At 61.6% G+C, this 12279-nt stretch carries 14 protein-coding genes; 7 read left to right on the top strand and 7 right to left on the bottom strand.

The window, feature by feature from the left end; all coding sequences use genetic code 11:
• Positions 1–68: 68 nt before the first annotated feature.
• Positions 69–605, top strand: a complete 537-nt coding sequence (locus K3557_RS15375; RefSeq protein WP_259994808.1) for a hypothetical protein — start codon at positions 69–71, stop codon at positions 603–605.
• A gap of 107 nt (positions 606–712) precedes the next feature.
• Here K3557_RS15375 and K3557_RS15370 read toward each other — a convergent pair whose 3' ends face one another.
• From K3557_RS15370 to ald, 3 genes are all read right to left on the bottom strand, one after another.
• Entirely contained in the window at positions 713–1519 is an 807-nt protein-coding gene (locus K3557_RS15370; RefSeq protein WP_259994807.1) for a mechanosensitive ion channel family protein, read from the bottom strand.
• Between the two features lie 215 nt (positions 1520–1734).
• The gene (locus K3557_RS15365) at positions 1735–2685 is read right to left on the bottom strand and encodes a calcium-binding protein (protein ID WP_259994806.1); all 951 of its coding nucleotides are present in this window, start codon (positions 2683–2685) and stop codon (positions 1735–1737) included.
• Between the two features lie 235 nt (positions 2686–2920).
• The gene (gene ald / locus K3557_RS15360; protein ID WP_259994805.1) at positions 2921–4039 is read right to left on the bottom strand and encodes an alanine dehydrogenase; all 1119 of its coding nucleotides are present in this window, start codon (positions 4037–4039) and stop codon (positions 2921–2923) included.
• Between the two features lie 139 nt (positions 4040–4178).
• Here ald and K3557_RS15355 point away from each other — a divergent pair, with 139 nt between their 5' ends.
• Positions 4179–4637: an Lrp/AsnC family transcriptional regulator gene (locus tag K3557_RS15355; RefSeq protein ID WP_259989858.1), complete on the top strand. Its 459-nt coding sequence runs from the start codon at positions 4179–4181 to the stop codon at positions 4635–4637.
• 219 nt (positions 4638–4856) lie between these two features.
• On the top strand, positions 4857–5774 hold the full coding sequence (gene ppk2, locus K3557_RS15350) for a polyphosphate kinase 2 (RefSeq protein ID WP_259989860.1): 918 nt from the start codon (positions 4857–4859) through the stop codon (positions 5772–5774).
• Between the two features lie 84 nt (positions 5775–5858).
• On the opposite strand, the gene K3557_RS15345 is transcribed toward ppk2, so the two are convergent.
• Both K3557_RS15345 and rpsU read right to left on the bottom strand, forming a co-directional pair.
• Positions 5859–6911, bottom strand: coding sequence for a CAP domain-containing protein (locus K3557_RS15345; RefSeq protein ID WP_259994804.1), 1053 nt, complete (start codon positions 6909–6911; stop codon positions 5859–5861).
• Positions 6912–7631: 720 nt separating this feature from the next.
• Positions 7632–7838 carry a 30S ribosomal protein S21 gene (gene rpsU / locus K3557_RS15340; RefSeq protein WP_024088814.1) on the bottom strand — a complete coding sequence of 69 codons (207 nt, stop codon included), beginning with the start codon at positions 7836–7838 and terminating at the stop codon, positions 7632–7634.
• A gap of 118 nt (positions 7839–7956) precedes the next feature.
• On the opposite strand from rpsU, the gene K3557_RS15335 reads away from it, so the two are divergent.
• The 3 genes from K3557_RS15335 (at position 7957) to K3557_RS15325 (ending at position 9405) form a co-directional block, all read left to right on the top strand.
• Entirely contained in the window at positions 7957–8658 is a 702-nt protein-coding gene (locus K3557_RS15335) for a COQ9 family protein (RefSeq protein ID WP_259994803.1), read from the top strand.
• A 120-nt stretch (positions 8659–8778) separates the two neighbouring features.
• Positions 8779–8949: a hypothetical protein gene (locus K3557_RS15330; protein WP_259989868.1), complete on the top strand. Its 171-nt coding sequence runs from the start codon at positions 8779–8781 to the stop codon at positions 8947–8949.
• Positions 8950–8979: 30 nt separating this feature from the next.
• Positions 8980–9405: a hypothetical protein gene (locus K3557_RS15325; RefSeq protein ID WP_259989870.1), complete on the top strand. Its 426-nt coding sequence runs from the start codon at positions 8980–8982 to the stop codon at positions 9403–9405.
• 344 nt (positions 9406–9749) lie between these two features.
• Here K3557_RS15325 and K3557_RS20640 read toward each other — a convergent pair whose 3' ends face one another.
• Positions 9750–10004 carry a transposase zinc-binding domain-containing protein gene (locus tag K3557_RS20640; protein ID WP_409201185.1) on the bottom strand — a complete coding sequence of 85 codons (255 nt, stop codon included), beginning with the start codon at positions 10002–10004 and terminating at the stop codon, positions 9750–9752.
• Between the two features lie 92 nt (positions 10005–10096).
• Between K3557_RS20640 and K3557_RS15315 the strand changes: the two genes are divergently transcribed.
• Positions 10097–11080, top strand: a complete 984-nt coding sequence (locus K3557_RS15315) for an NAD(P)H-quinone oxidoreductase (RefSeq protein WP_259994802.1) — start codon at positions 10097–10099, stop codon at positions 11078–11080.
• A gap of 66 nt (positions 11081–11146) precedes the next feature.
• On the opposite strand, the gene K3557_RS15310 is transcribed toward K3557_RS15315, so the two are convergent.
• Positions 11147–12004, bottom strand: coding sequence for a DUF2189 domain-containing protein (locus K3557_RS15310; protein ID WP_259989875.1), 858 nt, complete (start codon positions 12002–12004; stop codon positions 11147–11149).
• Between the last annotated feature and the right edge of the window lie 275 nt (positions 12005–12279).

Below are 12279 nucleotides of genomic sequence, written 5' to 3'. Positions count from 1 at the left end.
TTTCTTAACGCACGACGACTTTACGTAAAGTACTGCGCTCCAACGGGCGCGGGGCTTGGGAAGACTACATGACGAACCGCCGCAGACCTGTTTTGCAAATTACTCCGCTGATTGAGGATGCGGGCCTGTTCAAGCGCGAGGTGCGCGATGTCCCGTTGGAGCTGGTGCCGGTGTTCAGCCGGAACAACCGCGGGGATCTGGTGGTGAAGGGGATTGTTCAGCCGGATGCGGAGATCGAGGTGATCTTTGCCGGGCGCCGGATGCGTGAAGCGGCAGGGCTGGTGACGCAAATGAAGAAGCTGCGGGTGCAGGGGGTGCGTACGGCGATGCATGGCCACGAAGCGATGAACAGCATCCGGCGGCTGCGGCTGCCGGTCCAGGTGCGCGGCACCTGGCGGCTGCGTTTTGATCGCGATGCCTCCGGTTGGGAGGTCAAGAGCTATCAGCTGCTGGCCGCGCAATGGGCCTTTGCCGATGCGGATGGGTATACTGTTCTGTGCGGCTGGCCGCCCGCCGAGCCTGAAGACAGATTGCAAGACCGCGCCCGCGCCGCGCGGGCCCAGCTGGCCGCGGCACGGGCCGCGCAGGCGGCGCGGACAGGTTAGGCCCCCGGCCACCCACCCGGGCTGCAGCGCACAAACGCCCCGCCATAGGCGGGGTGCCAGGCCCAACGGGATGAGGCCCGCCGGGGCCGAAGACGGGCGGGAGCGCCTCAGCCCTCCTTCTTGATTTCCACAGAATGCGGATAAGGAATAGAAATGCCCTTGGCGTCGAAAGCCTCTTTCACACCCTGTGTCAGAGCAAATTTCACTTCCCAGTAATCCGCCGCTTCACACCAGACACGGGCCGTCAGATCGACGGAACTGTCCCCCAGATTGGTCACCCGCACCCAAGGTTCAGGATCTTGCATCACCCGCGCGTCGGCGGCGGCCTGTTCGAGGATGATCGCCCTGGCAGCATCAGCGCTGTCGCCGTAGTCGATGCCGAACACCATGTCGACGCGGCGGGTGTCGTGATGCGAGAAATTGGTGATGACCGCGCCCCAGGCCTGGCCGTTCGGGACGATGATTTGCACATTGTCCGGTGTCGCCAGTTCTGTGATGAACAGGTTCAGGTCTTTTACCGTGCCGGCGGTGCCACCGATATCGACATACTGGCCGATCTTGTAGGGGCGGAACAGGATCAGCATGAAACCGGCTGCGAGATCGCTGAGCGTGCCCTGCAGTGCCAGTCCTATTGCCAGCGTGGCGGCGCCAAGCATCGCGACCAGGCTGGTGGCCTCGATGCCGAAGATGCCTAGGACGGCGACCAGCACCACAAGCAGCAGCACCCAGCGCACGACGCTGGCGGCGAAATTGCCCAATGTCGGGTCGATCTGCGGGGTCTTGTTGATGCGGCGGCGCACCGCGCCGCTGATCCAGCCGGCAGCGATCCAGCCGAGGATCAGCACCACCAGCGCTTTGGCGCCATTTACCATCAGGGGCCAATAGGCGCCCGCCTGTTCAATCATCTGTTCCATGTCCGCAGTCCCAACCGGTTTCCCTAACTGTGCCCGAATGTCGTGGATGAGGCGTGCTGAGGCAATAGGGTGCAGCGGGGAAAGATCGGGCGGCAAAGGCTCAACCTTTGGGGGAGGCAGGCCGCGTGCCGCAGGATGGTGCGGACGCGCGCCCGAGAACAGTCAGCCGGCACAGAGGAGGAGCTGGGGTTCAGCGCCCCCGCCTTGCCCTGGTTTCAGAAAACAAACAAATCAGCAGTCACATCGTCCGCGTCAAAATTGCGAAGGGTGATAGAAACATCTGCAAACCTGATATCGACGTCTTTGCCGGTGTCGCTGATCTCCAGATCGGAGAATTTGGATGCACCGCGGTAAATCCTGATCAGGTCTTCGCTTGCGTCAAAGTTGCGGATCGTATCGTGGCCGTCGCCCCTCTTGAAGATAAACAGGTCGGCGCCGCCACCGCCATCGAGCGTGTCTTTGCCCTTGTTGCCGCGCAAAACATCCTTGCCGTTGCCGCCTAGCAGCTTATCATTTCCACCGCCGCCCAGTAGTTTGTCGCTTCCACCGCCGCCCAGCAGTTTGTCGCTTCCGTTACCGCCCAGAAGGTTGTCATTGCCGCCGCCGCCATCAAGGGTATCTCTGCCATTCTGTCCCTTTAGAACATCCTTACCGCTTCCGCCGGAAATGGAATCGGCACCGGTTCCACCTGCGACAGTATCTGCGCCGTGCCCGGCTCTGATGGTCTCGCTTCGAGACATCGTGAAAAAGGCGCCGGGCCTGATGTCATCGTCTTCGCGCGAGCCTTTGATGGTCCAGTCTTCTCCGTTCACGAAGGATTGGAACGTTTCAAGGTTGAATTTCCCCGTTGCGGTAGTGGCCGTGCGGTTGGTCAGGTCAAATAGGCCTTCAGCGCTGACATCGACGTCGTCCAGCACCAGCTTTTCGATGGTGTGGAATGACGGGGTCAAGGAAATCTCAGCATAGTGGAATTTGGTGATGTCGCCGGTGATAAAATAGCTGCCTGAGCCAGGAGCCCGCAGATCATAGCCGTTTAGGCTCACGGTTTCGGGGTAGTTGGAAATCAGCAAGAATGTTCCGGTGTCGTATTTATTGGTCAGCCGTGCCCCGTTGAAGGTTTGAATAAGCCCGGTCATCTGGGTCGTCAGGGAACCTGTCACGGTCATAGTCGGCATTGATTTAACCATTGAAAAGTTTCGCCAGTTTTTGGCTGAAGACGGATTTGAGAAAGGCTTACACCACTGGTTGCGGAGGGTTCAAGTCGCAACCGTTCCGCATGTCCGGGGTTTACGCACAGTCATTACCTGAGCGCTGCAAGATGCGGGATGCCGCCCTGGTAATGGGAAAGCCCCGCCAATCCGGCGGGGCTTTCCTCAAATCAGTGATCTGGAAACGCTTTGCTTACTGCTTCAGCGCCAGCTTCGGCGACAGAACGTCGAGGCCGAGGGCTTCGCCAACTGCGTAATAGGTCAGCTGGCCTGCGTGCACGTTCAGGCCGTTAAGCAGGTGCGGGTCGTCCTCGCAGGCCTTGCGCCAGCCCTTGTTGGCCAGGTTCAGCATGAAGGGCAGAGTCGCGTTGCCCAGTGCCTGGGTCGAGGTGCGCGCCACGGCGCCCGGCATGTTGGCCACGCAGTAGTGCATGATGCCGTCGACCTCATAGATCGGGTCGGCGTGGGTGGTCGCCTTGGAGGTCTCAAAGCAGCCGCCCTGGTCGATGGCGACGTCCACCAGCACCGCACCCGGCTTCATTTCGCCAAGCTGGGCACGGGACACCAGTTTCGGCGCCGCAGCACCGGGGATCAGAACCGCACCGATCACCATATCGGCGTCGCGCACCAGTTCGGCGGTGGCGCCGGCGGTGGAGTACTGGTTCTTGAAAGTGCGGCCGAACACGTCGTCCAGGTACTTCAGGCGGGTCAGCGAACGGTCCAGGATGGTGACATCCGCGCCCATGCCGGCTGCGATCTTGGCCGCGTGGGTTCCGACGACGCCGCCGCCGATCACCACAACCTTGGCCGGGGCCACACCAGGCACGCCGCCCATCAGCACACCGCGGCCGCCGTTGGCCTTTTGCAGGGTGTAGGCGCCCACTTGCGGGGCCAGGCGGCCGGCCACTTCGGACATCGGCGCCAGCAGCGGCAGGCCGCCGCGGTCGTCGGTCACGGTTTCATAGGCAATCGCGGTGCAACCGGATTCCAGCAGGTCGTGGGTCTGCTCCGGATCGGGGGCCAGGTGCAGGTAGGTGAACAGCAGCTGGCTTTCGCGCAGCATCTTGCGCTCAACCGCCTGGGGTTCCTTCACCTTGACGATCATGTCGGCGGTGGCAAAGATTTCCTCGGCGGTGTCGAGGATCACCGCACCGGCGGACACATAGTCCTCGTCGGTGAAGCCGGCGCCCAGGCCGGCGCCTTTCTGGATCACAACGCCGTGGCCGTGGAACACCGCTTCGCGGGCAGCATCCGGGGTCATGCCAACACGGAATTCCTGGGGTTTAATCTCGGTGGGGCAGCCGATTTTCATGTGAGTATCTCCTCAAAACTCTCTGCGGTCATTTTGCCGCAGCGTCTGCAAAATGTGCTTCTTTTTTGGGCGGAAGAAAAACATACCTTTCGAAGATTCTTCGCGTATAACGGTGATATACAGCAAGGATCTTCGTGAAATGGCTCTGGACGAAACAGATCGTCGCATTCTCTCGGTGCTGCAAAAGCAGGGCCGCATCTCCAACGCCGACCTGTCGGAGCGGGTGAACCTGTCAGCCTCGGCCTGCCACCGGCGGGTGCAGCGGCTGGAGGCTGACGGATACATTCGTGATTATGTTGCGCTGCTGGATGCGCGCAAGATGAACGTGCCGACCACGGTGTTTGTCGAGATCACCCTGTCCGGGCAAGCGGATGAGGTGCTGGACGCGTTTGAAAAAGCGGTGTCGCGGATACCGGATGTGCTGGAATGCCACCTGATGGCGGGCACGGCGGACTATATCCTTAAGGTGGTGGCGGAAAACACCGAGGACTTCGCCCGCATCCACCGTCAGCATCTGGCGCGGCTGCCGGGGGTGGCGCAGATGCAATCGAGTTTTGCGCTGCGCACGGTGTTCAAGACCACGGCACTGCCGGTTTGATGCAGCTTTGATGCTGATGGCCGGGTCCGGGGCTTTTGCGCTTGAACCCCGGTGGAAATTCCGGTTGCCTTGGGGGAAGGCGCAGCCGGGGCCGCATGATTGCCGCCGGTGCTGCGGTGACTGCTGTCTGCGGCCGCCCCGGCTGAGTGACATCAAACAGTCGCATGCCGCCCGTATAAGGCGGCGTTTGCACGACCTGACAAGGAAGGAACCCTGCCCGTGACCCGCGAATTTGAAACCGCATCCCTGGACTGGCTGGAAGCGGAGCTGCAGGACACGCTGGACGAGGATATCGAGATTGAATTCTCGGAACCGATGCTGAGCCAAGAGATCCGCAAGATCTACCGCGAACAGCACCCGGAAATGCTCGACCGGCAGATCTATTTCCGCAACCTTTTGCGATTGCAGGCGGAGCTGATCAAGGTGCAGGACTGGGTGCAGAACTCGGGTGCCAAGGTTTGTATTCTGTTCGAAGGCCGCGACGCGGCGGGCAAAGGCGGGGTGATCAAGCGGATCACCCAGCGGCTGGACCCGCGGGTCGCGCGGGTAGTGGCGCTGCCGGCGCCGAACCGCCGCGAGCAAAGCCAATGGTATTTTCAGCGCTATGTGCCGCATCTGCCGGCGGGGGGCGAGATCGTTCTGTTCGACCGCTCCTGGTACAACCGGGCGGGCGTCGAGCGGGTGATGGGCTTTGCCAGCGACGACCAAGTTGACCAGTTCTTTCAGGACGTTCCCGAATTTGAACGGATGCTGGTGCGGTCGGGCATTATCCTGCTGAAATACTGGTTCTCGATCACTGACGAGGAACAGCAGCTGCGGTTCATGATGCGCATCCATGATCCGATGAAGCAGTGGAAACTGTCGCCGATGGATCTGGAAAGCCGGATCCGCTGGGAACAGTACACCAAGGCCAAGGAAGAGATGTTCAAGCGCACCAACATCCCTGAGGCACCCTGGTACATCGTTGAAGGCAATGACAAAAAACGTGAACGGCTGAATTGTATCGAGCACTTGCTGACCAAGATCCCCTATGAGGAGGTGCCGCACGAGAAGGTGGATCTGCCGGACCGCAAGTACAATCCCGACTACGAGCGCCAGGTGCTGCCGGATGAATTGTACGTGCCCAAGATCTATTGAGGCCAGTTAAGGGCCTGGCTCCCGGCGTTGAAATTGCAAAAGGGCGCGCCAAGGCGCGCCCTTTCCACGGTTGCCCGGCGAGGGTCAGAACAGGAAGTCGCTGGCCTGAAGCTCCTGCTCTGTGATGCCGCTGAGCAGCAGGCTGTCGCCATCGCTGTCGCTGATCAGCAGGCCGGCATTGGTCTGGCTGGTGTGATTGTTCATCAAGTCGCTGAAGCCGGTGATGCCTGTCGCCGCGCCCAGATCAATGCGCTCGCCGCTGGCATCCGGGTTGAAATCACTCACAGTGTCATCGCCGCCGCTGAAGATGAACAGGTCGCCGCCGCCCTTGCCGGCCAGCTTGTCGTTGCCGCTGCCGCCGTCCAGGGTGTCTTTGCCGCGGCCGCCGAACAGTTTGTCCTTGCCGCTGCCGCCATTCAGCTCATCCGCGCCGTTGTTGCCGCGCAGCGTGTCGTTGCCGGAGCCGCCGTTCAATTCGTCGCCGCCGGCCTTGCCGTTCAGCTTATCCCGGCCTTCGCTGCCGTCGAGGCGGTCCTGGCCGCTGCTGCCGGTCAGCGTGTCATTGCCGCCGAGACCATCCAGGCTGCCTGCGCTGCCGAGGGTCAGGGCATCGTTTCCGGAGGTGGCGCCAGTGCCGGTATTGCCGCCGGAGCCTCCGCCATTACCGCCTCCGGACCCGGAATCCAGCTGCAGGTCCGCGCTGGTGCGGGCGAAGTTCTGGGTGACCATCACCGCATCCCAGCCGTTGAAATTGCCTTGTTCGATGCCGATGCCGATCACCTCGACATTGGCGTTGAGGATGTTGGCGCGGTGGCCGGGGCTGTTCATCAGCGATTCGTGCAGGTTGACGACATCGTCGGCCAGCCCGGCGGCGCCGCGTTCGCTTTGCCAGGCGATGTTCTCGGCCCAGGTCCAGCTGCCGGAGAACTGAAAACCGGCATCTTTCATCCGGTCGCCGGCGCTGGAGCCGCCAGAGCCGGTGTGGGAGAAGACATCCTGCTGCAGCATCCATTCGCTGTGGTCTTCGGCCGAATCGTTCAGGCGCAGCTCCAGCTGGACCGGGTTGAGCCCGCGCGACGTGCGCTCGGCGTTGATCAGGTCGAGCATCTGGCGCTCGAGTTGGCTTGCCTGTGACATCTGTAACTGCTCCGTGAGTGTGCCGGCTGTGCGGCGGTGCTCTCTTCGGTTAACGGAAATTTAAGGCGCCGAAAGGGCTGGAAGGTGCAGCAGCGGAATTGCGGCAAAGCTCTGCCCGTCGCATGGGGGCGGATACGCGGATTCCTGCGCGCGCGGCGGCCGCGGGCAGCGCTGTGCAACTGCTGGCAGGGCATCGGCGCAATCCTGCTGCGGGGCAACTGGCCGGGCAGCGCAGGATTCGGGGGGCAGCTGCCGTCAGGAGGCAGGTTTGTGCCGCAAAATCAGCCGAAGAAAGGGGGGGGGGCCGGGCACCGTCGGGGGGAAGCTGTCGGCGCCCGGCAATACTGAAAACCCGGAGAGGCAATGTCTTGTTTGCAGGGACCAAGACAGGCGCCGGTTCGTTTGGGGGGGAGACGCGGCCTGCCCCGGGTTTCAATGAACCGGGTGTTCCAATCCCGGACGGCGGGGCAGTGTTTAGGGAAACGCATCAGATTTGCCCTGCCGTATACTCCGTATAGCAGAGAAAATTAACGAAATACACCCTAAAGATGTAATTCGGGCAAAATTGCGGTATTTCTGTGTATCCACTTAAGAAACGGCATTTTCTTAGGCGGCAGAAATGACAAACCCCCGAGGCAGAGCCGCGGGGGTCGTCTGAACTTAAGTTCCGGCTGGTCGCAAGACCGGCCCAGTGCTGTCCAAAGCCGGACGGCCTGCTGCTTAGAGCAAACCTTCGCGCTGGAGCTTCTTACGTGCCAGTTTCCGGGCACGGCGGATCGCTTCAGCTTTCTCGCGCGCTTTTTTCTCGGACGGCTTCTCGAAATGTTGCTTGAGCTTCATTTCGCGGAATACGCCTTCACGCTGCAGCTTTTTCTTCAGGGCACGAAGCGCCTGATCGACATTGTTGTCGCGAACACTAACCTGCATGTGGTTTTCACCACCTTTCTAAGTTTGAGTTGCAAGGAAATTGCAGGAAGTGGCCGTATAGCAAAGGCCGGCTATTTTGTCTAGTAGGGTATCAGGACGCTGAAAGCGGGAGGGTGAAATGACCGACGACCAGGATCGCGCGCAGGACGATATCAAGGAAAAGCTGCTGGATGCGGCGTTGGACCATGTGCCGTTTGACGGCTGGTCCGAGGTGACATTCCGGGCCGCCTGCGAGGACGTGCAGGTGGCTGAAGTGCTGGCCCATGCGGTTTGCCCGCGCGGCGGGGTGGACCTGGCGCTGGCCTATCACGCCCGCGGCGATTCGCGGATGCTGGCGCGGCTGGACGCCGAGGACCTGTCCGGCCTGCGGTTCCGCGACAAGGTGGCGGCGGCGGTACGGTTCCGGCTGGAAGCCGTGGATGACAAGGAAGCGGTGCGCCGCGGCACAACGCTGCTGACACTGCCGCAATATGCCGGCGACGGGATCAAGGCGATCTGGGGCACCTGCGATCTGATCTGGGAGACGCTGGGCGACGGCTCGGATGATCTGAACTGGTATACCAAGCGCGCATCGCTGGCCGGGATCTATTCCGCCACAGTGCTGTTTTGGCTGGGCGATGACAGCCTGGGCCATCAGGCAACGTGGGAGTTTCTTGACCGGCGGATCGGCAATGTGATGGATTTTGAGAAGCTGAAGGCCGGGCTGCAGAAAAATCCGCTTTTGAAGCCGTTCCTGGTGGGGCCGAACTGGCTGGCCGAGCAGATCAAACCGCCCAAGGGCCGTGACGACCTGCCGGGCTCTTTGAGCCCGCGGCGGTGAGTGGCACAGTGAAAGCAAGGTTTTCGGCAGCCTGAAGCGCATTGCGCAAATGCGTCATGCTGCTCCCCCGGTGCAGAACTGATCAGCTGCATTGGGAAATTGCATCTTTGCCGGGTGGCCGTGAACCGCCGGATCACCGTTCCATTAACCCCAATTAAATCGCTGCCGCACTATGCAGAAGTTGCTGCCGCAATGCGGATGCGGGTGCTGCTCAGCATGTGTGAAGGCTGTGCTCCGGCGGATGCCGGCCAGTTTTCGAATCTTGCAGCCGGAACCAGCAGCATCACGTGAATTCAGAAACTTAATCTGAGGGGCTTATCCATGGGAAAAGTGAGCGTTAAAATCGGCGGGTTCGGACACAGCGACAAATGGGACCCGCTTGAAACCTCGGGCCTGGGCGACTGCATCTGTCTGGTGGCCTATGACAAGAACAAGCAGGTCGGCACGATGTACCACTTCGTGACGACGCCCTGCCGCAGCGGCCCTGCCGAGAATATTCAGATCGACGACAAGCCGCTGAAGGCGGCGAAGGGAAAACTGGACAAGGCCTTTAAGGCAGGCCACCCGAAGGGGACCAAAATCACCGGATACCATGTCAAGCTTGGCAAAGAGTGGACCGCTAACAAGTACTTCAAAGGTGACCCGAACAAGGCCTTGACGGCGGCGTGCAAAAGTATCTTCAAGGCCGCTCCCAAGCTCTCAGGCGCAAAGGCCGCATTTGACTGCAGCACCGGCAAACTGACATGAACCGGGCATCCGCACCGGCGATGCTCCTGTAAGCCTCATCGGCGTCCCGCTTGACGCGATCTCCTGCGGCGCCCCGTTTTTCTTGCGCAATTGGCAGCCTGTTGGGTTGCCAATTGCGCGTCTGTGCTTCTGCTTGCAATCTCCAAGCGGATTTCGGGACTCCGTCTGCAAAAGGCTGCTTTGGCCTGCGCGGTTGCCCGGAACCTGCCAAGGCCTTAGCCAGCTCTGTCTAAGAATTCCGGCTGCAGTCAGCGTGAGCTGCAGCGGCGACAATCAGGCAACGAGGAAACCGCGTGCAGGTTTCCGGTGCTATGGGGATTGCGGTTCAGGGCTGCATCGCTTGATCAGCAAACCGAACGGCTGCGTGACGCCAGGGAACGCAAGTAAGCTGCCTTGTTCTGATAAGCAATCCCGGCGGTCCGGGCTGGCAGCGTGAAGACCACATAGAAGTATCCGGCCGGCAACAGATCTTCCATGCGCGCCTGCATCCAATCCTGCACCGCAGCGCCCTGGCGCTTCGGGCTATGCCGGTTGCGGCCCGGGAACGTCCAACCTCTTGGCTGTGCCTCACGGTAGTCGCCGCGGAACAGGCCGGGCATTCCGCAAAGCAGCCTTAGCAGGGCGCCTTTGCTGTTTGCGCTCAACCGGGCGGGTGCTAGGCAAGGGGCAAGGATCAGGAGGACGAATTGCCATGACAGAGATGATGCGCGCGGTGGAGATCACCAAACCCGGCGGGCCGGAAGTGCTGCAGCCTTGCCAGCGCCCGGTGCCGCAACCGGGCCACGGCGAGGTAGTGATCAAGGTGGCCTATGCCGGGGTGAACCGGCCTGATGCGCTGCAGCGCGCGGGCGCCTATGATCCGCCCAAGGGTGCCAGCGACCTGCCGGGGCTGGAAGCCTCGGGCGAGGTGACGGCTGTGGGCGCAGGCGTCAGCGGCATCCGCGTGGGCGATCTGGTCTGCGCGCTGCTGCCCGGCGGCGGCTATGCGGAATATGTGGCTGCTCCAGCCGCCCATTGCCTGCCGGTGCCTGCCGGACTGGATCTGAAACAGGCGGCCTGCCTGCCGGAGACGTTTTTCACCGTCTGGTCCAATGTCTTCACCCGCGGCGGGCTGAAAGCGGGCGAGCGGTTCCTAGTGCATGGCGGCTCTTCCGGGATCGGCACCACGGCGATCCAGCTGGCCAAGGCCTTTGGTGCGCGGGTGTTTTCCACCGCCGGATCGGATGCGAAATGCCAGGCCTGCCTGGATCTCGGCGCCGAACGTGCAATCAACTACCGCGACGAGGATTTCGTCAAGGTTCTGAAGGCCGAAGGCGGCGCTGATCTGGTCCTCGACATGGTCGGCGGCGACTATATCCCGCGCAATGTCAAGGCAATGGCCGAAGACGGCCGCCTGGTGCAGATCGCCTTTCTGCAGGGGCCGAAGGTAGAGCTGAACTTTGCCCTGATGATGGTCAAGCGGCTGACCCTGACCGGCTCGACCCTGCGGCCGCAAAGCGACCTGGCAAAGGCGCAGATTGCCGGGGACCTGCGCGAAGCGGTCTGGCCCTTGATCGAAGCTGGCAAGGTGGCACCGGTGATGGACAGCGAATTTGCACTGGATCAGGCCGCCGCTGCACACACGTGGATGGAAAGCTCCGGCCATATCGGCAAGATTGTTTTGAAAGTAGGCTGAAACTTCAGAGTGCCTGACACAGAAGGGCCGGCAGATCTGCCGGCCCATTTTGATATGCGGATGTCCTTACTGCACGGCGCGCCGGTACAAATGCCAGGTCGCGTGCCCCAGCACCGGCACCACAATGATCAGCCCGGCCAGGAAGGGGATTGCGCCAACCACCAGCGCGGTGCCAACGATGACACCCCAAGTCATGCAAATCACCGGATTCTTGCGCAGCACCTTGATCGAGGTGGCCACAGCTACCGGCAGGCCCACATGGCGGTCCAGCAGCAGCGGGAAAGACACCAGGCTCATCGCCAAAGCGGCAAAGGCAAAGACCGCGCCCGTGATGCCGCCTGCAATGGCCATGATCCAGCCCTCGCGGGTGGTCACCACTTCCGCAGCAAAGCCCAGGATCGAAGCCGGCGGTTCCGGCCCCAGGGTGCGGCTGTAGATCATGTCCGCGGCCACCAGCCAAACAATGAACAGCACTGCCAGATACAGCCCCAGCACCAGAATGCCGCCAAACGCAGGCGAGCGGATGACGCCGAAGGCATCCATCCAGCGCGGCTCGAACCCGGCTTCACGGCGCGAAGACATTTCATAAAGCCCAACCGCGGCCACCGGGCCAAGGATGGCAAAACCCATGATCATCGGCACGATCAGGGGCAGCAAATTCATCGACAGGCTCATTACGATCAGCGTGATGCCGATCAGCGGATAAAACAGCACCAGGAACATGGCATCGCTGCGGCAGGCGGCAAAATCCTCCAGTCCGGCGGCCAGCGAATGTATGATGTCGTCCATGGTGAGGGTGCAGGCCTTGGGCAGTTCCTTGACACCGTCGCTGCCCATCTCTTCGACCGTCTGGCCGATATGCTGCCCCGTGGATTCTGCCCCCTGCAGAAGCCAGCTGAGCGGGTTCCCGATTGTCTTTGCCATGCGCTTCTTCCTCCTCGCTGACCATAACGGAAGTGCCGTTCAGGCAGGGCCGGGCGCGGCACGTTTCATTATACTAGCACAAAACCCCGGGAAGTGTGGATCACAGGCCATTTATTGCCGCGCGCGCAGCGGGGCAGGGGCACTCCCGGCAAAGGGGCCGGGGTGCGGCTGTGCGGATCACGCGGTCTGACAAAGGCGCGGGTTCTGCTTCTTTCTGGTCAAAAACACCCCAGGGTGAATTGGCCGTCAGGCCAAGAGGGGCAGCGCCCCTGTAC

The sequence above is a fragment of the Leisingera sp. M523 genome, from assembly GCF_025141335.1.
Lineage (GTDB): Bacteria > Pseudomonadota > Alphaproteobacteria > Rhodobacterales > Rhodobacteraceae > Leisingera.
This window is presented reverse-complemented; position numbering and strand designations above follow the sequence as displayed.

Coding starts and splice junctions, on each gene's coding strand:
- K3557_RS15375 (WP_259994808.1), top strand. CDS start 69: ATGACGAACCGCCGCAGACCTGTTTTGCAAATTACTCCGCTGATTGAG.
- K3557_RS15370 (WP_259994807.1), bottom strand. CDS start 1,519: ATGGAACAGATGATTGAACAGGCGGGCGCCTATTGGCCCCTGATGGTA.
- K3557_RS15365 (WP_259994806.1), bottom strand. CDS start 2,685: ATGACCGTGACAGGTTCCCTGACGACCCAGATGACCGGGCTTATTCAA.
- ald (WP_259994805.1), bottom strand. CDS start 4,039: ATGAAAATCGGCTGCCCCACCGAGATTAAACCCCAGGAATTCCGTGTT.
- K3557_RS15355 (WP_259989858.1), top strand. CDS start 4,179: ATGGCTCTGGACGAAACAGATCGTCGCATTCTCTCGGTGCTGCAAAAG.
- K3557_RS15345 (WP_259994804.1), bottom strand. CDS start 6,911: ATGTCACAGGCAAGCCAACTCGAGCGCCAGATGCTCGACCTGATCAAC.
- rpsU (WP_024088814.1), bottom strand. CDS start 7,838: ATGCAGGTTAGTGTTCGCGACAACAATGTCGATCAGGCGCTTCGTGCC.
- K3557_RS15335 (WP_259994803.1), top strand. CDS start 7,957: ATGACCGACGACCAGGATCGCGCGCAGGACGATATCAAGGAAAAGCTG.
- K3557_RS15325 (WP_259989870.1), top strand. CDS start 8,980: ATGGGAAAAGTGAGCGTTAAAATCGGCGGGTTCGGACACAGCGACAAA.
- K3557_RS20640 (WP_409201185.1), bottom strand. CDS start 10,004: ATGCCCGGCCTGTTCCGCGGCGACTACCGTGAGGCACAGCCAAGAGGT.
- K3557_RS15315 (WP_259994802.1), top strand. CDS start 10,097: ATGACAGAGATGATGCGCGCGGTGGAGATCACCAAACCCGGCGGGCCG.
- K3557_RS15310 (WP_259989875.1), bottom strand. CDS start 12,004: ATGGCAAAGACAATCGGGAACCCGCTCAGCTGGCTTCTGCAGGGGGCA.